Raw genomic sequence first — 20,799 nt, 5'->3', positions numbered from 1 at the left:
CGGTATGGTTTTAAAATTATTTTGAATTCAGCCCCTCAATTCTGCATCAAAATTGTCCTTTAAAGCCTGTTGTATTTTCTGATGAATTATATTAACCTCTTCATCTGTCAGGGTTCTCTCAGGTGACTGGAATCTCAGGGAAAATCCCATGCTCTTGAAGCCTTCCTTTATCTGGGAACCCTGATAAACATCAAACAAGCTGATTCGTTCCAGAAGATTTCCGGCGTTTTTCCTAATCACCCGGTTAATATCCTCTGCCATAACTTCCTTGCTCACAACAACCGCCATATCTCGTTCCACTGCCGGATACCTGGGCAGGGGGCTGTACTGTTTGACACCACCCGCAAGCCTGATGATTGCCTCAACATCAAGCTGCATTACATATACCCTTTCATTGAGACGATAATTTTCGGCCACATTGGGATGAATCTCACCTATAATCCCGAGGGGTTCGCCACCAAGCTCCACCCTGGCAGTCCTTCCGGGATGGAAGGAACTATCCCCGCTTTCCGGAATAAGATTGTATTTTTTTATATTCAGGACATCAAACAAAGTCTCCAAGATACCCTTGAGGTAGTAAAAATCCATTTCCTGACCTGCTGACTGCCAGCCGGTCCTGGTTTTGCCCATAACAGCAGCAGACAAGGTGAGCTTTTCCTCAGGCAGTTTTGCACCAGCGGCAGGGGTAAATATCCGACCCATTTCAAAAAAAGCCAAATCCCGGTTCTTTCGGGCTGTATTACGTGACAGAATATCCAGGATACCGGGCAGCATTGTAGTCCTTAAAACCCGCTGTTCCTCACTAAGAGGATTTTGTACTATAACAGCTTTCCTTAACCGGTGTTCCTGCGGCAGGTTTAGCATATCAAAGGCCTTGGGGTTCATAAAACTCAAGGTAATAATTTCACTCATCCCACACCCGGCAATCAATTTGCCAATTGTATCGGCAAGAACCTGGGACTCACTCTTGCGTCCTTCTGTACTGGCCCCTTCCGGAAGGGTTGTCGGTATATTGTTGTAGCCAAACAACCGGGCAACTTCTTCAATAAGGTCTATTTCTGCAGAAATATCCCCCCTCCTGGTAGGGACCTCAACTAAAAAGCCGCTGCCATCCTCAGTCACCCCAAATCCCAGCCTAGTCATAATATCCCTGATCTGTTCACCGAGAACGGAAATACCCATAATCAGGGCTGCTCTTTCAGGTCTCAGCCTGATAACCTTGTTAGGCAGCGGAGCCGGGAAATTGTCGACCGCCCCCCTGACCGGACTGCCACCGCCCATCTCTTGAATAAGCTGGCAGGCCCTGACTGCGGCAGCCAGACAACCATTAATATCAATACCTTTTTCAAATCTGGCTGAGGACTCAGACCTCAATACCAGTTTTTTGGATGTGCGATGGATACTGGCAGGCTTAAAATATGCTGCCTCAATAAGTACTGATGTGGTTTTATTGGTAATCTCGGTATCCAGTCCGCCCATAACACCGGCCACAGCCACCGGTCCGGCAGGGTCTGTAATTAGCAGCATATCAGGGGAAAGCTCCCTTTCCACACTATCCAGGGATACTATTTTTTCCCCTTCCTTGGCCCGGCGTACAATAATTGCCTGTTCTGTGAGTTTGTCATAATCAAAGGCGTGCAGCGGCTGTCCCATTTCCATCATAACATAGTTTGTCACATCAACAATATTACTGATAGGCCGTACTCCGGCAGCCTGCAGCCTTTGCTGCATCCATACCGGTGAAGGTCCGATTTTTACATCCCTGACCAAACGGGCCACATACCGGCCGCACAATTCTGGATTTTCAATATCAACCGTTATCTTACCGTCAATGGTTTCTTCGATTTCCACAGCACTTATACAGGGCAGTCTCAGTTCTGTCCCCAGCACTGCGGAAACCTCCCTGGCCACACCAATCATGCTTAAGCAATCAGCCCTGTTGGGTGTAAGCTCAAGCTCCAGGACAGCATCATCCAGCCCCAGGAGTTCCCTGGCATCCATACCCAGTTGGGTACCTTCAGGAAATTCCAGAATCCCCTCCCTCTGGTCCGGAGGAAAATTTTCCGGGTCAAGCCCAAGTTCCTGTGCAGAGCATAACATCCCAAAAGACTCCACACCTCTCAGTTTGGCCTTAGTTATCTTTATTCCGGGAACCGCTCCTCCAACCTGGGCCAGCAGAATCACCTGCCCCTCTCTGACATTGGGCGCCCCGGTCACTACCTGCAGCATTTCCGAACCATTATTAATCCTGCAAACAACCAGTTTATCGGCATTGGGGTGAGGTTCTATTTTCTCGATTTTTGCTGTAACCACTTTATCAATACCCTTGCCGGGATATTCTATGTTTTCTATAGCAACACCGGCCATTGTCATCCGTTCAGCCAGTTCTTCAGGCGAAACGGGAATATCAACATACTCCCTAAGCCACTTGTATGAAACCCTCATTTTAGTCCTCCTCCTAAAACTGTGCTAAAAACCTCTTGTCATTATCAAATAATAACCGCAGGTCATCAATTCCATATTTAAGCATGGCAACCCGTTCAATTCCAAGTCCGAATGCAAATCCTGTAACCTCTTCCGGATCATATCCGGACATTTTTAGTACATTTGGATGAATCATACCGGCACCCAGTATTTCCAGCCAGCCTGTGTTGGAACAAACCCGGCAGCCCTTGCCATTACACATGATACAGGACACATCAACTTCAGCGCTGGGCTCCGTAAAAGGGAAAAAGCTGGGTCTGAGCCTTATTTCCCGGTCTTCACCAAACATCTGCCTGACAACTATCAGCAAAATGCCTTTAAGATCACTGAATGAAATGTTTTTATCGATAATAAACCCTTCCACCTGGTGAAACATTGGGGAGTGAGTAGCATCATCATCCCTCCGGTAAACCTTGCCGGGAGCGATAGCCTTTACAGGTATGTATGGGGCCTTTTTTTCCATTACCCGAGGCTGTACCGGAGATGTATGGGTCCTCAGCAGGACACCTTCATCAATATAAAATGAGTCCTGCATATCCCGAGCCGGATGGTCGGGAGGGAAATTCAATGCCTCAAAATTATAGTAATCCAGCTCCACCTCGGGGCCATCGGCAATTTCAAAACCCAGTCCCAGGAAGATCTCTTTTATTTCATCAAGCACCAAGGACAGCGGGTGGCGCCTGCCAATCTCAAAGGGCTTGCCAGGCAGGGTTACATCGATTGTTTCTTCATCTAAGCGGCCAAGTTTTTCCCTTTCCTTGAGGGTTTCAGTTTTACTGCTCAGTTCGGATTCAATGGCCTGGCGCACTTCATTAGCCAACTGGCCGGCTAAAGGTCTTTCCTCTGCACTGAGGGCACCCATGCCCCTCAGTATGGTGGTAAGTTCACCCTTTTTGCCCAGATACCTGACCCTGATTTCATTAATCTGGTCAAGGTCCGCTGCCACAGCAATGCTATCAAGGGCAGCAGCATTAATCTGTTTAAGCTTGTCCTTCATTTCCTTCCTCCTTAAAACTCCGCGCTTTTGCGGAATTATATTTTCTTTTTATACTTAAGGCTTCCGCCTGTATGTTCTTGTTTCTTTATTTTGTTTTTTATGTTGGCTTAGGAAATGACCATAGCCTGTGGTGAGGTATTGCACAATGTTTTCCTTGCAGTACCGCCGTTTATGAGTCTTGCTGCAAATCACCATCAGTAAGGCAGGAAGTCCCCGCATATCCGAAGATGGCGAAGGCCGCCGGGAAGTTTTGGCTCGCCAAACGAGAGGCGGCCATCTTTCAAATTAACCTTACTGAGCCATCGAGTTCGGGGACACTGCCTTGTTGAATGGGGTTAGCAGCCTAGACTCATAGACGGCACTGCGGAAAATCAGTGCAATGCCTCACCATATTCGCTTATGGTCATTTCCGAAAACCCACGCATCAAAATCTAAAAACAAAAAAACCTTCGCCCATAAGGGACGAAAGCTTATATACTCCGCGGTACCACCCTTTTTAGTTAAGATAACCCACTCATCTTTCTGGCCACAGCTTCTGCTGCCGCCAGCCTCCATATAACGGCGGAGGAGTCCGGCCAAACCTAATATTGCCCGGCTCACTTGATACCGGAACAAATTCAGCTCGCTGCTTCCGGGTGAACTTCACCTGACTTTTCCAATAAGGGCTTCCAGTCTATGGCCCTTAATCCCTGATGGAAAAATATCCAAATTACTTCTCCCGTTCATCACATTTAGGCAGACTGTGAAATTGTTTAATAATGTCAATCAATGAACAACCGGTCTCTTATATCGTCCAATTAGTCTCCGGTAATTAATATAAGCAGTAACCGAGCCGGTGGCTTCGAATATCCTCCAAAAAAAATCGGCGGGTGACAACATGAGACCACTACCTTTCACTTCTCTTTTTGGGGACCTTTCGAAAACGATTATAACATAACCCATCATTATTTACAAGTTTCACTTACATACAACTGCGCTGGCAAAAAGCCTGATACAAGATAATTCCCGCAGCAACCGCCACATTAAGGGATTCAGCCTTTCCGGGCATCTGTATTTTCAGGAGCATCCCGGCAGCTTTACAAAAATCAGGTGACACTCCCCTGGCCTCACTTCCAAAAACAACCGCCGACGGCCACATTAATTTAACCTCAGATAAAGGTATGGCAACATTTCCTGGGGATGTTGCCGCCATAGTTATCCCTTTATCCTTTAGGAATGCAATCAATTCAGCAGGCTCTGCATCACTGATAACCGGAATATGGAAAATCGACCCCATAGTGGCACGAAGAACTTTTCCATTGTATATATCCGCACAACCACCGGTCGTAATCAGGGCATCAGCACCAAATGCATCTGCTGTCCGGATTATTGTCCCAACATTACCCGGGTCCTGGACCCCTTCAATTATCACCAACAGCGTCCGGGGAGTTATCTCCAGAGCAGCCAAACTTGCAGGCTGCGCTTCCGGCATACTGACCAAACCTATTAACCCTGACGGGTTTTCCGTCTCACTCATGTATTCCATAACTTCATTACTGACTATATTAACTTCGGAATTCAAGTCAGGATAATCCAACAACTCCGTAACCGCTTGATGTTCCAAGGCTCGCTGGGAAACTATAATTTTTTCGGGAGAAACACCTGATGAAAGAGCCTCATTAATTATCTTATGCCCCTCGATCACAAAAACCCGTTCCGCTTCCCTAGCCCGCCTATTGCTAAGACCCCTGACCAGCTTAACCAAGCTGTTCTGCCGACTGGTAATGACCTGACCCCCAATTTCTTGGCCCCTAATCACGCTCTATTCTCCGCAAATCTTCATTGTCCCCTATAGCTACAAGGATATCGTTTTCCTCAATAGGATCGTCAGGTGACGGGGATACAATAATCTCCTTGCCTCTTTTGATTGCCATTACGGTTATATTATATTGGGCCCGCAGTGCCGATTCCTTAAGTGTTTTGCCGACAAAGATATCAGGGGTAACAACCTCAAGAATGCTATGATTAGGAGATAGTTCTATATGATCAAGCACATTGGAAGAAACGAGGGAATGAGCCAACCGCGCCCCCATATCCCGCTCCGGGTAGACGACTTTGTCGGCCCCCACTTTTTCCAGGACTTTGCCGTGCAGTTCTGTCTGTGCTTTAGCAACAACACATTTAACCCCAAGTTCCTTTAATAAAACAGTAACTAAAATACTTGCCTGCATATCATGGCCAATGGCAACAATAACCACATCAAAATTCCTGATGCCCAGGGCCTTAAGGGCATGTTCATCTTTAGCGTCAACCTGAATGGCATGGGTAACATGATTAATAATTTCCTGAATTTTATCTTCATCATCATCAATTGCCAACACTTCATATCCCATTGTATTCAATGTTTTAGCAACCCCGGTGCCAAAGCGGCCAAGTCCGATTACCGCAAACTGTTTCATAAACCAACACCCCTAACCCACCATTATTTTTTCCTCAGGATAGCGATACAAAGCCTTCCGCTTTTTCTGGGCAAGCGCAAAAGCTATCGTCAATGGACCAAGCCGTCCGGCATACATCGTAAAACATAATATCAATTTACCCAGAACTGTAAGCTTTGCTGTAAGGCCCATACTGAGACCAACAGTACCAAAAGCGGATGTTGCCTCAAAAAGCACTTCCAGGAAACGGCCCTGTTCTGTTATTGTTAAAAGCATTGTAATCAGAATAACAAAAGCAATTGAAGTTGCTATAATGGTCAGGGAACGCTGCACAATATCCCTGGGAAGTCTGCGGCCAAACATCTCCACATCCTCTTTTCCCCTGATCATTGAAATTACGGCCGAAACCAGGGCTGCAAATGTAGATGTTTTCACACCTCCACCGGTAGACCCAGGAGATGCACCAATAAACATAAAAAGAACTATCAAAAACTGTGTGGCATCTCTTAACCCGGTAATATCCACAGTATTAAATCCGGCTGTCCGGGGGGTTATGCCCTGGAACCATGATGCCATAAGCTTTGCCGGCAGCGACAATCCTTTTAAGGTTGCCGGATTATTATACTCCAGCAGAAAAACCGCTGTGGTGCCGATAAAGACAAGCATTGCCGTAGTGCTGACAATAATTTTGGTATGCAGGGAAAATAATTTCCATTTTTTTTTGCTGATAAGGTCTACAATTACTCCAAAGCCCAAACCGCCAACGATAATCAAAAATGAAATTATTAAATTTAGCGGAATATCAGTGACATAACCTGTCAGGCCTTTATAATTGCCCAACAAGTCAAACCCGGCATTATTGAAGGCCGATACCGAATGAAACAGCCCGTAATACATCCCCCTGGCCAGCCCGTGCTCTTCAGCAAACCTAAAACCAAGTATCAGGGCAGCAATCCCCTCAATCAAAAAGGTAATCGTCAGGATAGCCTTTGCCAGCCTGACAACACCATCCATGGACATCTTGTTCAAGGCCTCCTGCATAACCAGCCTTTCCCGGAGACGGATTTTCTTGCCAATCAGCAGCGCAAACATGGTACTCATTGTCATGAAACCTAAGCCGCCAATCTGAATCAACATTAAGATAACAATCTGGCCAAAAGTGGAAAAATATGTTCCCGTATCAACCACAACTAAACCTGTGACACACACAGCAGAAGTAGCGGTAAATAATGCGTCAATAAAACCGGTCCGCTCTCCGGAGGCGCTGGATAACGGCAGAGATAAGAGAATAGCGCCAAACAAAATCAAGCCGGCAAACCCAATTACAAGTATCTGTGACGGGTTAAACCGGTCAAATAAGCTGTCATTTGTTTTAAGTTTCATTACCTTTTTTCCCCCAAATAACCCGCTGTTCCTTTGAAATCATTATTTTACATTATAAAACTATTTTGTTCTTTTGGCAAATTTTATTTGGAGAAAACCGGCCTTCTCTTCTTTTTCTCCATCAAAGGCAAAACAGGCTCCAATACTTTCATATAAAATCCGTCTGTTTCAGAAGTTATCTTAAATGGGTCGGGAGAAAAAGGAATCGGCAAACAGGTATTCACAATCTCTTTTTTGACCTTATGAAAAAAATGCATTTCAGGGGTCCTGAATGCAAAACGCCAGCTCTCGGCAGCCTGTTCTTTAAGGTATGGTGCCAGGTCCTTCAACTGCCAGACAGCAGCCCCGGCCACCAGTATCGTCAGGTCTGCCCTTACCATTTCATCATACAGAGGCGATTTCTCAAAAATACCTTTGTCCCCCGTCCTGCAGACCATACCCAGATCCAGCACCAGGTATTGATATCCGGCTCTGATAACCTTAATCAACATATCATTGCTGCCGGCCACTCCCTGAATGTAAAAATCCACTCCTGTTTCCGAACATTCATCCTTTAATGTATAAAATACAGGATTTTCATTGAGCTCCAATAACGCGGTTTTCAAACCATTACCAGCAAGGAAAGCTGCTGCTGCTATCGCGGTATGGGTACAGCCAACTCCCCTGGAGACGCCGCCGACCGCAATAACAACTGTCCCGATTGCTTTTCGCCCCGAATTCACCCATTCCCTCCGCAGCAAGCTGCCGGCAACAGTCCCAATAATGAACTTTAATTTGCTGCTGTTCTTGCTACTGTTCTTGCTGCTGTTTTCAAGCAGCATTAAAGCCTCAAGAGCTTCTTCAGCACTTTGATACCGTTTCCCCGGATCAGTCTGCACACACCGGGAAATAAAATTTTCCAGTTCGCTGGAAACGGCTGGGTTCAGGTGACGCACCGGTTCCATTTGAAACGGCGGCTGCCCTGGATTTATCCCGGTGACTACGTGATAAAGAGTTGCTCCCAAGCCATATATGTCAGTCCTCCCATCAGATTGACCGTTAACAGAAAACTGTTCCGGTGCCGCATAACCCCGTGTCCCAATAAAGGTTGTATCACTTGAACATCCCCGTTTGAATTCCCTGGCAATTCCAAAATCGATCAATCTAACTTGATTATCCTTATCTATTATTATGTTCCCTGGCTTCATGTCCCTATAAATAATCGGGTTGGGCTCCAGGCTGTGAAGATAAATCAAAATTTCACATAACTGTTTTGCCCAGTGTACGGCATTATCCTCAGTACACATTTCCCTGGTTTGGATTGCTTCCTTTAAACCTATGCCTTCAAAATAATCTTCAATTATATAAAGGTAATTTTCGCTGCGGAAAATATCGATAATTCTCGGCAAACTGCTGTGATTCAGTTTTTTCAGTATCTCCGGTTCGGCCAGGAAATTAACCCGGAATTCCTGAGCTGTTTGTATCTCTTTAACTGCCCACTTGTTGCCCACCTTAAGGTTTTCGGCAAGGTAAACATTGCCCCATCCACCCTGGCCCAGGACACTGATGATGCGGTATTTACCTTCAAGCACATCACCAACATTAAGCATAATTATCCCCCTTTAATCTATTCAAATCTCTCGGAAATGATTTTCTTTTATGTTCAAGGTTAGAATCCTCCGATGCCGGTGCGGAAAATCGGTGCAATGCCTTACTTAACCCTAAAACAATATTCCATATTTGCAAAAGCGACCCGGTCATTATGCTTTAACTCATACTGCTGACTGCTCATAATCCTGATATTATTTATTAAGGTGCCGTTTTTCGAATCCATGTCCATGATGTAAAAAACATTATCTTTGTTATTTATCCTGGCGTGCGCCCTTCCGATGCTCCTGTCACTAATTGCATAATCACAGGCACCCTCGTTTCTTCCTATTATGAACTCAGGCTTGTCAATTACTATTGTCTCATCCCCGTTAACAGCCATTAAAAACGGGTAATTCGCTTCTCCCAGCAGCACTGTTTCTTCCATTAAACTGACTCCATCAGTCGCATCAGGCAGATTGGGCAGATTAGGTACATTGGGTACTTGATGACTTTTCTCCTTGGATTCAGACATGTTAAGTTCGGTAACAAATCTTTGCAAGCTCTCATGAGAGCGGGCTGTATCCTCTTCGGGCTTCCTTCCCGCCTTTTTCCCGGACTTGACCAGCCAGACAACCGCACAGCCTGCTGCCAGAAGCACTGCCGCCCCTGCAGGCAGGTATCCGGTAAGCTGCAAACCGGCAAACATATCCCCTAACCCTCCAATACAATTATAAATATTGGATAATACGGCCCCGGTAACAACAATCACAGCCAGACCTGCCAAAATCATTATCTTACTGTTTTTCCCTTCACTTTTAAGCTTGACATCGATATCCAAAGGCTGCAGTTCGCAAAAAACCCCATTTCCTACCGTACCGCTTGAGCCCGCCTCGTCCTCAATGCTTATAGTTTTCAGTCGCCTGCAAAACTCACCACAGTTAAACTCCCCTTGGTTAAATTCACCGCTGTCAAAAAGCTTCAGCAATTTCTGGACAAAATTATCCGCAGTATCTATATTAGCACTGCAGATTAAGGTGTTGACCACCATTGCTTTAAAAGACTGCCCTATATCCTGATGTATTAATGTAGGAATATAAATCAGAAAAATCTCTTTTGTTAATGGATTAAGAAAAACAAAGTCTTCATTGAATATAAAAGAGCCGCTGTCGAGAAAGTACCTGCAGCTATCAGATACAATCGAAACAATGCCCTCCAATAGCTCAATAAATTCAACTTTGCAGATGCACTGTCTTTTCAGGTAATTCCTTAGGCTTAGCAGTCCGGTCAGGTTATAATATATCCCTAATTCTGCATTCTTTTCTCTTAACTGTATCTGCACAATCCCTGGAATCTTGTTATTTGCCAGCATTTCCACCTGAAATGCCAGGATATCGGCGCTTACAAGCCCCTCTTTGCTAATAATGAGATAATTTTTCCCCGAATCGACCTTGTATTCTGTTTTGAAGCCATACAGAACACCCGTCACTTTCACATCAACCTCCCACTAAAAATTCAGATACAATAAAACCCAGTTAACAATCGTACCTGGAACAATTGCTGCCGTAAAAATAAATTTGGAATTGTTGTCACCCTTAATACCATAAGGGAATAACCCGCCAGTCAAAAATACAGTTTTGGCATAACCACAAACCATCTTCATCCTGTACATGAACTGCTTCCTCCGAATTAACAGTCCACAGGCTATGATACCTCCAATATATACCGAAAAAAGAAAACAGTACATCACAAAGGAAACGCCCATGATCGCTCCGATAGCTGCAAAGAGCTTGATATCCCCGGCGCCCATTACATTTATGTAATAAAAAACAAATAGTGCCAGTACCGGAATAAGCCACCCTTTCAATGCAAACAACAATCCAGGGGTACCGTATTCCGCAAAGTTAATTAGGAAACCACCAACAGCTGCCGGATACGTAACAGAGTTTTTTATCCGGCAATACCTAATATCAAAATACAGGGCTGTCCCAAGAGCAACTGCCAATATAAAACTCTTAACCATAAACAAAGTTATCATAAGTTCCTGCCTTTCCGGTTAGTGAACGATTTCTAACTGTCAGTCCAAGCCCTTTCAACCGCTGTGTTCGAAAGGGGGATTACTCTGCTGAAAAAAGGCACAGGAAGCCTTACCCGGTATTCCACCACAAGGGCAATATCTTCATTATTTAGGGATACATTATTAATCCGGCTGCCGCACCTGGCATCATTAGGATTGCAAATAGAAACCCGTGAAATTTCAAAATTATCATCATCTAATTCCCCCAAGGGATAAAAAGCTTTGATTCGTTCCTTGGCAAGCTCTTTAATAATTGTTTCCAATGCCATAGTGCTCCCTCGTTCCAGGACCTTATTAAAAACCCCGGTAATAATCCCGGCATCGGCAATTTTTTCTCCAGTAATCAGATTAAAGGTTTCAGTGTTCGCTTTCAACTCTTTTAGCGGGTAGGCATGGGTAGCAATCTGCTTTACAGTCTCACTGACAGCGTGGTCCATAGCTATATAAACCATTGCTACATTGGTGAAATTAATAACTCCAAGCATCATAGCCAGGAACACCGGAAAAATCACCGCTGCTTCAATAGTAAGACTCCCTCTGGAATATTTAAAAACTCTCATTACCTTTAGCCTCTTTCTATACACGTTCATTTCGAATCCCGTTCATTCCATATGATCTACTGGTACCCAAGCTCAACACGTTTAGTGATATAACACCTGCCGTCCCTAATCACGGTACCAAAAGGCCCTGCCTTCAAATTGCTGAAACCGTTCAGGGGCAAAAACCACATTTTTACCGATACAGTTATATAACCATCAGCCAAAGTAGGCAGTTTCCCGGTATCAATACCAGACCTCTCCCGAATAAGTTGATCAATTCTTGCCAGTTTCGCCTTTTCAGCAGAATGCAGCAGCATAAACAACCGTAAGTGGTCCTTATAATTCAGTGGCGGGGTTTTCTCTAGAGGACTGTCAGGGAACATAGAAGCAACAGGGACACTCTCCCCTGAAACCAACAGCTTATATGTATCTACCGTGGCTTCAAGAGCCCCCATTATCAGGGAATAAACCATTCTTGCAGTCAAATCCGCAGGTGCCTTGCTAAAAGCAAAATAAGCTGCACTGTCCAATGCGAACCTGGTAAAATATAGCTCACTAACAGCCAGGGCCATTGGTGCCTTGGTTCCATAACAAATATATTCCGCTTCAGTGTTCCGGTAAGGGTATAAGGGTCCCCCCTTTGGCTCGGTGGTCATATATGAAAAGTAGGTCAACACATACTCATTGATAAAAATTTCATCCCTAAGTTCTACTAACCGCTCACCCACATTGATAATACCGTAAATCTTCCGGAACAGTCCTGAGATGGAATCAGTCCTGGAACCATATTCGTCCTCAAACCTTCGTATGTCCCCATCAATAACCTCCGGCGAAAACAGGGCCTCAATGTCATCAGCCCCCTTTTCTGTTCCTGATGTATACTGCTCAATTTCATCCCGGAGTTTCTCAGCATGTTGGACTGTCCCCACCGTTTCCGGTGAAACCGGAACTTTCTTACCTGCCAGGATTCTTTCATGAGCCCCTGCTATAGCATCAATACCAATTTTTTCGAAAATCCTGTCATCCGTTTCCTGATCATCAATCTCTGCTGCCAGCGCTGCCCGGGTTTTATTTACACCGGCAGCAATTCCCCGCTGGTCAAGGGATGCCTGGTCAATAAATGTCTCCATGGCCCGGTTGACTATCTCCTCACCGGAGACTTCAACCCCGCTTCCCCTGGAACCATAGTTTTGGTAAACATCCGAATCAGGGAACTCCTCCAGTTTTTTGATTTCCCGCTCAATTTCGTTCCTTGCAGCTTCAACCTTGTTGATCTCTTCAGCAATCACCGACCTGTTTGCAGCCATTTCACTCTCAAGGCGCGCCTTCCTCTGTATTAGTTCACCCAGCCTGTCTTCAGCGCTATCGGAATCTGATTTCTTCAGCCGGGTTATTTCCCTTTTTACATTGGCAAGTTCAGTTTTGTTCTCCCGCAATTCTTTCGCATAATCTTTAATATTACGGTTGTTTTCATGGATGCTTTCCAGCTTTTCGTTTATAATTGAGCAGCTCTTATTTTTTTCATTATTAACGTCAAAAAACCTGGCCATCTCCCCCACCTGCCGGAACTTATCAATAAGCTCCCTGGTAATCTCAACTGGTGCTTTGTACTTCATGGCCTCAAGAATCTGTTGTCTTAACACTTCATTTCTGCCAACAGGACGGGTAAGATAAATATTCCCCTCTTCATACCTCATATCCAGTAACGTAAAATTATCCAAGGAAATGTCCGGAAGATTGACTGCTATATACTTTTCGAAATCCGCAGTAAACTCGGATTCGTTGGCTCCAAACAGCATGTAACTGTTCTTCAGGCCTGTATGATAATCTGCCAAAACAGACCGTGTCGAGCTGTCTGCAATTCTTCGGAGAATGTTTTGGGCAGCCTTGATTCTGCCCAAGTCCGCAAACAGTCCGGCAAAAAACAGTATCACTGTAAATACAATCACCAGATAAACCGTAATTGTTCCATTTTCCTTTTTTAATAATAAGTGCATTTTCAAGAACTGCATTTTCAATCACCTATTTGCGGCCAATGATAGTTTTGGCACAGTCAACACAAATATGGTATCCCCTGGCATTGGCCTCATCAACAGAAGAAAACTCAATAATATTCTCTTGTTTTATGTTCCCGATATGCCTGCAGCCAGGATAATGATAAACCTTCTTGCCATTAACATTGCTTTGAACACTGGCAACTATTGTTCCGGTATCACTGCGGGCAGCCTTTTCAGCGGCAAAATCACCGAGAAGGTCTTTAGCTTCATTGAGGTATCCGGTTGTAAGCTCCCAGTTCCTGATAAACTCCACCGGTTCTGTAACTGCTGCCTCAGCACTCCCTGATATCAATGAATTAATCAAGCTGCCGGGCAGAAACGGGGAAACATCTGTTTTTCGGCTGATATTAACCGATACGGTCCTTTGTATCAGACTGTTGCTAAAGGTAACGGAAATATCAGCAGGCTCCCTCTCACTTGATATATCACCCTGGAGCCGGGTATTAATTAAGGCAGCAGCCCTGTCCGTCTTTTGCTTAACAAGAGATGACTCACTGTAGTCATCAGTTATCCTCCAGTACAGGCCATCAGTCCGAAAATCCCCCCTGAAGGAACCGGTTTCAATATCCTTCCTGCTGTTATCCCATGCAGCCGCCGTTTGCCTGGCGGAATATACGGCAGTATCCAGCAGAGCTAATTTTTCGTAAAGATATATGGAAAAAAACATAATCCCCAGAATAACTGTCAAAATAACCGGGATAACCAATGATGCTTCCAAGGTATAACTGCCTTTCCGGTCAAACAATATCTTGCTTAACATGGAAACCACTCCACACCATTATTTTTGGAGACTCGGTGCCTCCTGTATTTCGCCGACATTTGGGCGGATAGTCTCTCCAATCAGTTCGTTATACCATTTGACTATTGTCTTCCGGAACATAAATGCAATACTGACAAGCACAACCAAGATTATCACCATTTCAATGGTCTCCATCCCATCTTCATCCCTGAGAAATCCGGTTATCAATTGCTTAACTATTTTGATTGACATAGTGTCCGACCTCCTTATGAGTAAAATAAGTAACGATTTTCCCTTCTGCTGACACTACCTGCCCATACTCTGCATGGCCGGGGCCAATACAATGATAGCTATCGCCACAAATACCATTACCATAGGGAAAACAAGCTTTGTAGATGCTTCCTCACCCTGCTTCCGGGCCAAATCCTTTCTCTTGTCCCAAGCCTCCTGGGATAATGTTCTGAGAACATATACCAAATCCCGGTTGCCTCTGTTAAGGTTCTGCAGTACAGCAGAAACAAACCTGGTAACCTCAGGCACCTTGCAGCGGAACGCCATGTCTTCATAAGCCCTGACAGTAGACTTGCCGGCACTGATTTCGGATAACATTAAATTCAATTCCTTATACAGCGGCCGTTCTCTGTCACTCTCCATAACAACCTTGCGCACTGCGCCGGAAAACGGCAGCCCAGCGTTTATCATCAAGGCAAGGGTATTGATAAATCCGGCAAGGTCAATCAAAATATCCCGTTTTTTTTGTTTCAGCTTTTTATCCAGTTGAGCATCTGTTTGATAATAGAGCAGAACTATGATTAAAACCGCAAAGAAATAGAAACTCCGATCAACTTGCCCCAGCAGTGAGACAATAATAAAAACAAAAGCGACCGCCATAACCAGGGCTATCTTCTGAGCCATATGAACCGTAAAAAAGGCATCCACCCGACGCTGTCCATATAAATCAGCAATTTTAGCCCTGATTTTCCGATTATATGAATCAAAATTCCAGGGAATCCTTGCATAAATGTAAACACCGACAGATGCCAGAAAAGGGAGCTTAAAACGGTATTCCTCCAGTACAGCTCTATAACCGAAAGAATTGTCCCGCGATATCACCATTAAACCCGCCAGAGAAATTACCACCCCAAGGGCGGCAGCCTGTTTTAAAATAAAGACAGTATTTCCCAAAACCATCACCCTTTAATCTTATTACTCATATTTTGATATCCATGATTCTGCCGGAAACCAGGTAAGATAAGGCCAAAATGCCCAGAGCAGCTGCCATCATCAGGTACCCGCGGGGACTCGTGTACAATGAATCCATATAGCCGCCCCCTGCAAAGCGCATCAGAGCTATAAAGAGAAAAGGCATTACATTTAGTATTTTGCGTTCATAATTCTGCCTGGTCAACAGCAGTTCTATTTCTTGAGCAACCTCAATCCTGTCACTGATCATATTAGAAGTGTTTTTAACCACATGTACCAAATTGCCCCCGGTTCTCTTGCATATACCCACCACATCGGCAAAGTTACTGATATCCTCCAGCCCCGACCTTTGTGCAAAGTCCTGCAAAGCCTTTTCCAGGGGTTCGTTAATCTCCATCCTCCTGCAGATATATTCCAGTTCCCGGACTATACAGGCATCCGGCTCAGGGTATAAAACCCGCAGATCCCGCAGAGCTTCCCGGAACGATGACTCCAGTGAATTGCCTGCACTTAGGGCTGATGAAATGGAGTAAAGAGCATCTTTAAACTGACTGTTCAATTCATCCCTTCTTTTTTCCGCCAGCTTCCGGGCCGCATAGCGCGGATAAAGAAATGACCCCAAAGACATTGCCAGTGCTGCAGGGAGGTTGTTGAAAAAAATGTACCCTATCCCAAATAAAGCTATTGCGGCCAGCAAAATGTACCGTGTTTTTTCCGCCCTTTCCATCAGGTAGATATTGTAATCAGTCAATTTAATCACCCCGCTTTATTATCATGATCGACATCAAATACATATCAATATGAATCCAATACAGGTCAATACAGGTCAATCCCTGCCATACCGGCCTTAACCGTTTTGGTTATCCTGTTTCCCATCTCCTCCAAGGAACCCAGCACCTGGCCCCCGTCCTCTCCTTTTTCCCTGAATGCAAACAGGGGATTAAGGATGATATCCCCTTCCGAAAATCCCTGCACCTCAGATATCTCCAATACCTTTCTGGACCCGTCCCGGAGTCTGCCCAAGTGTATGATTATATCCAAAGCGGCAGCTATCTGTTTTCTGACAACCTCAACAGGAAGCGGGGCCCCGCTTAAAACCATTGTTTCCAGACGGCTTAGCATATCCCTGGAACTATTGGCATGACCTGTGGACAGGGACCCGTCATGTCCCGTATTCATTGCCTGAAGCATGTCCAAAGCCTCCGCGCCGCGTACTTCACCTACAATAATCCGGTCCGGCCTCATTCTCAGGGAAGTTTTAATAAGTTCCCTTACCGTTATTTCTCCCCTGCCCTCGGTATTGGAGTTGCGGGTTTCCAAGCTGACCAGGTTGTCAATATTAACAATCTGCAGCTCTGCGGAATCTTCAATAGTAATAATCCGTTCATTTTTCGGAATATATCCAGTTAAAGCATTCAAAAAAGTGGTTTTGCCGGAACCTGTACCGCCACTGATAAACATGTTGTATTTTGCCCTGACAAGCTTCTCCAGCAGGTTGGCAGCCTCCTGAGAAATACTGCCCTTATTAATTAGATCCCCAACAGAAATCGGTTGTTCCGGAAACTTGCGTATTGTTAATACCGGGCCGTTAAGAGCCACCGGAAACAGGACCACACTGACTCTGGAGCCGTCACGCAGCCTGGCATCAACGATAGGGGAAGACTCATTGACTGTTCTGTTTACTTTGGAAACAATAAACTGGATGACTCTCTCCAGCTTTTCGGTGCTTTCAAAATGAAGGTCTACCCTGTGAACATGCCCGTCCTTTTCGATGAAGATTCGATCCGGACCGTTAATCATTATTTCTGTAACAGCTTCATCCTCCAGGAGCGGTTAAATTACATCAAGCCTGCGCATGGAATTAAAAACTATTGAAATAAGTTCTTGTTTCTCTGCAAGCTTTAGATAACGCTCCCGGCTCTCATCCATGACAGCTTTTGTGATGGTCTCCCTGATATTTTTATCCTGCAGATCTGCAGACAGGTCCAGGCGGTTGCTGACATTTTCCCTTATCCTATTTAACAGGTCCTCTGAATATTTCGGCGTCATTGTCATCCCTGCCCTGATATCAGCATACGTACTAAAGGATCAATCCCGCTGCGAAAAATATGCCCATGATCAAAACCGAATTTTCCATCTTTATATGTCCAGAGGTCAGTTATATAAGGCACCGCAAAACTCACCTGAAAACCCGGCTTGTCCGGTAAACCGCACTCCTCAATCAGTCCATATTGGTCAGGTGCCAATATGGCACCATTATCCGTCTTGTTAGCCACTGGAAGCAATTTTTCGGATTTGATTATATCCGGAAATATCCCGCTGTGCCTTGCTTGTCTGAAAAACTCCCCCGTTTTATACCTGCAAACATGGTCCTGGGACAGCACCAATAATATAAGGTCACTAATTCCCAAAATCTTAATCGTGCTTTCATTAACAGCTGAGTCAAGGTCGGTAACAATATCATCATACATACCTGATTCTTTGAGTTTGACAAACAATAATCCTAAATCACTCTGCATCTCTGAATATTCAACAAACGACTCCACTGACTCAAAAAAATCCAGATTAAATTCGGGGGACCTTTTTTTATACAGTTCAAACTTAAGAGGCAGTAAATCGGGGTCCTCTTCAAGGCCCAGGAGCACCCTTGTCATGCCACACTCACCAGTGCCGGGCAAAGCCCCAGCCATAGAATTAATACTCTCCCAGTTAAGGTATAAAACCGACCTGCCGTACTCTCCCAGCCTGGATGCCAGGGCAAATGCAAGTGATGTCTTGCCAACCCCGCCGGCAGGTGAATAAACCGTAATCAGCCGCGAATCTTTAACCCCGGATACTGCTTTCACAGCATTGGGATTTCGTTCTGAATACATTTCCATAATACGGCCAATCATTTTGTCACCCGGCTGGTACTTGAAAACAGTCTTATACTCCTGCAATTCGCCGTTAAGCCTTCCATCTGCTAGAATAACCACCAGCTCAAAGCAACTCTTGATTTCAGGTATTGACTCAATAAACTCCGGAGGTGCGAGCAAAATATTTGCTTGATTACAGCCAGAGCCAAGAAAATCTGCCAGCTTCCGTACATCAGTGAAAGACGATACTCGTATTCCAGCAGAAAAAGACGAAGAATTAATAAATGCGGTTACCCTGTCCAGATAATTGCCATCAAAATCGGCCAAAACCAGTTTAATTTTATACACTAATATCGCCTGCCTCCGAGCTTTGATTGAATAATCCAGCCAATTCATATAGGATATCTATTATTATACTAAATTTTTCCAGATTTTCCTGTCGAATCCTGTATGCAATTTGAATTTTGTTATTTTTTTTATTTTTTTATATTTTTTCCCTTTTATTTCTCTGTAAATTGGACAAAAAAAAGGGCCCACTCTCGGTGTAGAGCCGGCTCCTCATTTTCAGCAATTTTTTTAACCAACATTTTTAAATTTGCTTTTGGGTGCACCGCAAATGGAACACTTGTCAGGCGCACTTCCTGCGGTAATATTGCCACATATCTCACAGACGTAGTAATCGGTATCATGCTGCAAGCTTTCCAGGGCCTTTTGATATAGTTCCGCATGAACCTTTTCAGCCTCATTGGCAAAATGGAAAACCCGCCTGGCATCTTTTTTGCCTTCCTGTTCAGCTTCACTGATAAAACCTGGGTACATCTCCTCAAATTCTACGGTTTCCCCTGCAACCGCAGCTTTTAGGTTTTCCGCGGTTGATTTAATGCCATCCATAACTTTAAACTGGCTCATGGCGTGTATTGTCTCGGCTTCAGCCGCTGCCCGGAAAAGCTTGGCCACTCCTGGCAACCCTTCCTCATCTGCTTTTTGGGCAAAAGCGAGATATTTTCTATTTGCCTGGGACTCCCCAGCAAAAGCTTCTTTCAGGTTTTTATCTGTTGCCACATTAACTCCCCCTTTTTATTGTTTTTTAGGTTTTAAGTTTATTGTGACAGTTATTATTCGTAATTATAAGCCAATATCCTGCCTATTTTTTTAAAAAATGCTTGGTTTCGCTAAAAACTTAATTTTAATAAATTATCCCTTCCTTTATGTGGTCCCTGGCGAATTCTGCAGGATCAGGATCAAAGTATTTCTCACTGAATTCCCTGACAAACCGCTCCCCTTCAATATGTCCGGCATCCCAAGTAGTGTCCGTTACCAGCCATCTGCCATCAGCTTTTATCTCTGTCCAGCCATGACCGTTAGAGTTAATACTTCCGTTTTCGAACGTTTTTCCCTCAACAAACCTAGCTTCGAGGCCTGCTGCGCGGGCCAGGGCAATGGTGAGAAAGGTAAAGTCCTGGCAGACTCCTGTTCTGGTCCTTAAGGTCTTTAATGCACTGTCATCTGCCTTAAAATCAAGGTTAACTGATTTTCGCACATCATAAGAGATGTTCCGCGCAACCCAGTCGTGAATAGCTTTTGCCTTATCATAACCGCTCGCTTTCCCCTCTGTCAACTGTCGCGCCAACCTGACAATATCGGGATGGTCACTCTCAATACCCCTTCCCGGAGCAATGTCCCTGATGTTATCTGTCCCGGTGCTCTCGGCTTGAAACTTGGCTACAAATGTAATATCATGACTCTCATCCGTGCTGGGAAGCCCTATGTTAATCTCATACTGTCCCGGCCCGAACCTAAGCCAAATATTACCCTTAAAGTATCCTTCCTCAACCCTAATCCAATCATGCGCAATTGCAGCTTCAGCGGTAACCTTTTTGGTCTCAATATATAAACCGGAGTTTTGATCCCTGTATTTCTCAAAAAGCTCCGGTACAAAAGAGCCCTCCAACTCCAGCCGGTTATATACACTGATTCCCGGTCTGAGGAAATCATCAAGCAGCAGCCCGCGCCGGAAATAACCTTGATAATACTCTATCGGCTCGAACCGGGTTTTACTAGTATTTTCCACAATATACTCGACAATACCCAGGTAAATGTTTTCAGACCCCTGTTTGGGAACCATAACCTCTATCCTGTATTTTCCGGGCCCATTTGCAAGATACACAGTAGTCCTAAACTCTCCACCCTGAATCCGAGCAAACTGGTCAATCTGTGTATCTTCCCCGTCCTTCCGGCTCCTGATCAAAATGGCCGAATTGTTTTCATAATCCTCAACAGTCCCTGCAAGTTCGAATTTGCCGGGAACGCTGGCAGCAGGTTCTGAAGTAAACCTGATCCCCTTTCGGAACATCATGAAGGAATACTCCGGGAAACTAACCTCAGGCTTATCCATTTTTTGCTGCTGCCCGCACCCCGCGGCAAGTGAAAACATTATCAGCATAATAAAAGTCAAAACCATGTGTGTCACGCCATAATATTT

General features: G+C 44.8%; 17 protein-coding genes, 1 pseudogene and 1 other annotated feature. All 18 genes and pseudogenes read right to left on the bottom strand.

What is annotated here, in order from left to right:
- Nucleotides 1–27: 27 nt before the first annotated feature.
- Entirely contained in the window at nt 28–2,445 is a 2,418-nt protein-coding gene (gene pheT / locus ABFY19_RS05190) for a phenylalanine--tRNA ligase subunit beta (RefSeq protein WP_418792188.1), read from the bottom strand.
- Nucleotides 2,446–2,458: 13 nt separating this feature from the next.
- Nucleotides 2,459–3,481: a phenylalanine--tRNA ligase subunit alpha gene (pheS, locus tag ABFY19_RS05185; protein WP_418792187.1), complete on the bottom strand. Its 1,023-nt coding sequence runs from the start codon at nt 3,479–3,481 to the stop codon at nt 2,459–2,461.
- A gap of 455 nt (nt 3,482–3,936) precedes the next feature.
- Nucleotides 3,937–4,216: a binding site (T-box leader), on the bottom strand.
- A 226-nt stretch (nt 4,217–4,442) separates the two neighbouring features.
- On the bottom strand, nt 4,443–5,279 hold the full coding sequence (locus tag ABFY19_RS05180; RefSeq protein WP_418792186.1) for a TrmH family RNA methyltransferase: 837 nt from the start codon (nt 5,277–5,279) through the stop codon (nt 4,443–4,445).
- On the bottom strand, nt 5,272–5,919 hold the full coding sequence (locus ABFY19_RS05175) for a potassium channel family protein (protein WP_418792184.1): 648 nt from the start codon (nt 5,917–5,919) through the stop codon (nt 5,272–5,274). Before ABFY19_RS05175 ends, ABFY19_RS05180 begins: the two co-directional genes overlap by 8 nt.
- Before the next feature lie 12 nt (nt 5,920–5,931).
- Entirely contained in the window at nt 5,932–7,281 is a 1,350-nt protein-coding gene (locus ABFY19_RS05170) for a TrkH family potassium uptake protein (RefSeq protein WP_418792183.1), read from the bottom strand.
- An 83-nt stretch (nt 7,282–7,364) separates the two neighbouring features.
- Nucleotides 7,365–8,870: a serine/threonine protein kinase gene (locus ABFY19_RS05165; RefSeq protein WP_418792182.1), complete on the bottom strand. Its 1,506-nt coding sequence runs from the start codon at nt 8,868–8,870 to the stop codon at nt 7,365–7,367.
- A gap of 101 nt (nt 8,871–8,971) precedes the next feature.
- Entirely contained in the window at nt 8,972–10,342 is a 1,371-nt protein-coding gene (locus ABFY19_RS05160) for a DUF6382 domain-containing protein (RefSeq protein WP_418792181.1), read from the bottom strand.
- A 12-nt stretch (nt 10,343–10,354) separates the two neighbouring features.
- On the bottom strand, nt 10,355–10,885 hold the full coding sequence (locus ABFY19_RS05155; RefSeq protein WP_418792180.1) for an A24 family peptidase: 531 nt from the start codon (nt 10,883–10,885) through the stop codon (nt 10,355–10,357).
- A gap of 32 nt (nt 10,886–10,917) precedes the next feature.
- Nucleotides 10,918–11,484 carry a TadE family protein gene (locus ABFY19_RS05150; RefSeq protein WP_418792179.1) on the bottom strand — a complete coding sequence of 189 codons (567 nt, stop codon included), beginning with the start codon at nt 11,482–11,484 and terminating at the stop codon, nt 10,918–10,920.
- A gap of 56 nt (nt 11,485–11,540) precedes the next feature.
- Nucleotides 11,541–13,460, bottom strand: a complete 1,920-nt coding sequence (locus ABFY19_RS05145; RefSeq protein ID WP_418792178.1) for a hypothetical protein — start codon at nt 13,458–13,460, stop codon at nt 11,541–11,543.
- Between the two features lie 25 nt (nt 13,461–13,485).
- Nucleotides 13,486–14,280, bottom strand: a complete 795-nt coding sequence (locus ABFY19_RS05140; RefSeq protein WP_418792176.1) for a TadE family protein — start codon at nt 14,278–14,280, stop codon at nt 13,486–13,488.
- Between the two features lie 18 nt (nt 14,281–14,298).
- On the bottom strand, nt 14,299–14,511 hold the full coding sequence (locus ABFY19_RS05135) for a Flp1 family type IVb pilin (protein ID WP_418792175.1): 213 nt from the start codon (nt 14,509–14,511) through the stop codon (nt 14,299–14,301).
- A 54-nt stretch (nt 14,512–14,565) separates the two neighbouring features.
- Nucleotides 14,566–15,444 (bottom strand): type II secretion system F family protein, encoded by an 879-nt coding sequence (locus tag ABFY19_RS05130; protein WP_418792174.1) that lies wholly within the window; start codon nt 15,442–15,444, stop codon nt 14,566–14,568.
- A 25-nt stretch (nt 15,445–15,469) separates the two neighbouring features.
- Nucleotides 15,470–16,222 carry a type II secretion system F family protein gene (locus ABFY19_RS05125; RefSeq protein WP_418792173.1) on the bottom strand — a complete coding sequence of 251 codons (753 nt, stop codon included), beginning with the start codon at nt 16,220–16,222 and terminating at the stop codon, nt 15,470–15,472.
- A gap of 56 nt (nt 16,223–16,278) precedes the next feature.
- Nucleotides 16,279–17,511, bottom strand: a pseudogene (locus ABFY19_RS05120) (CpaF family protein).
- 2 nt (nt 17,512–17,513) lie between these two features.
- On the bottom strand, nt 17,514–18,665 hold the full coding sequence (locus ABFY19_RS05115; protein ID WP_418792172.1) for a hypothetical protein: 1,152 nt from the start codon (nt 18,663–18,665) through the stop codon (nt 17,514–17,516).
- A 228-nt stretch (nt 18,666–18,893) separates the two neighbouring features.
- Nucleotides 18,894–19,379, bottom strand: coding sequence for a rubrerythrin family protein (locus ABFY19_RS05110; RefSeq protein ID WP_418792171.1), 486 nt, complete (start codon nt 19,377–19,379; stop codon nt 18,894–18,896).
- 124 nt (nt 19,380–19,503) lie between these two features.
- Entirely contained in the window at nt 19,504–20,778 is a 1,275-nt protein-coding gene (locus tag ABFY19_RS05105; protein ID WP_418792170.1) for a transglutaminase domain-containing protein, read from the bottom strand.
- Between the last annotated feature and the right edge of the window lie 21 nt (nt 20,779–20,799).

The sequence above is a fragment of the Phosphitispora sp. TUW77 genome (assembly GCF_048453025.1).
GTDB lineage: Bacteria > Bacillota > Thermincolia > Thermincolales > UBA2595 > Phosphitispora.
This window is presented reverse-complemented; position numbering and strand designations above follow the sequence as displayed.

What these genes read in the sequence shown, in the direction of transcription:
- ABFY19_RS05140 (WP_418792176.1), bottom strand. Translation starts at nt 14,280, where the DNA reads ATGTTAAGCAAGATATTGTTTGACCGGAAAGGCAGTTATACCTTGGAA.
- ABFY19_RS05165 (WP_418792182.1), bottom strand. Translation starts at nt 8,870, where the DNA reads ATGCTTAATGTTGGTGATGTGCTTGAAGGTAAATACCGCATCATCAGT.
- ABFY19_RS05150 (WP_418792179.1), bottom strand. Translation starts at nt 11,484, where the DNA reads ATGAGAGTTTTTAAATATTCCAGAGGGAGTCTTACTATTGAAGCAGCG.
- ABFY19_RS05155 (WP_418792180.1), bottom strand. Translation starts at nt 10,885, where the DNA reads ATGATAACTTTGTTTATGGTTAAGAGTTTTATATTGGCAGTTGCTCTT.
- ABFY19_RS05135 (WP_418792175.1), bottom strand. Translation starts at nt 14,511, where the DNA reads ATGTCAATCAAAATAGTTAAGCAATTGATAACCGGATTTCTCAGGGAT.
- ABFY19_RS05175 (WP_418792184.1), bottom strand. Translation starts at nt 5,919, where the DNA reads ATGAAACAGTTTGCGGTAATCGGACTTGGCCGCTTTGGCACCGGGGTT.
- ABFY19_RS05105 (WP_418792170.1), bottom strand. Translation starts at nt 20,778, where the DNA reads ATGGTTTTGACTTTTATTATGCTGATAATGTTTTCACTTGCCGCGGGG.
- ABFY19_RS05170 (WP_418792183.1), bottom strand. Translation starts at nt 7,281, where the DNA reads ATGAAACTTAAAACAAATGACAGCTTATTTGACCGGTTTAACCCGTCA.
- pheS (WP_418792187.1), bottom strand. Translation starts at nt 3,481, where the DNA reads ATGAAGGACAAGCTTAAACAGATTAATGCTGCTGCCCTTGATAGCATT.
- pheT (WP_418792188.1), bottom strand. Translation starts at nt 2,445, where the DNA reads ATGAGGGTTTCATACAAGTGGCTTAGGGAGTATGTTGATATTCCCGTT.
- ABFY19_RS05145 (WP_418792178.1), bottom strand. Translation starts at nt 13,460, where the DNA reads ATGCACTTATTATTAAAAAAGGAAAATGGAACAATTACGGTTTATCTG.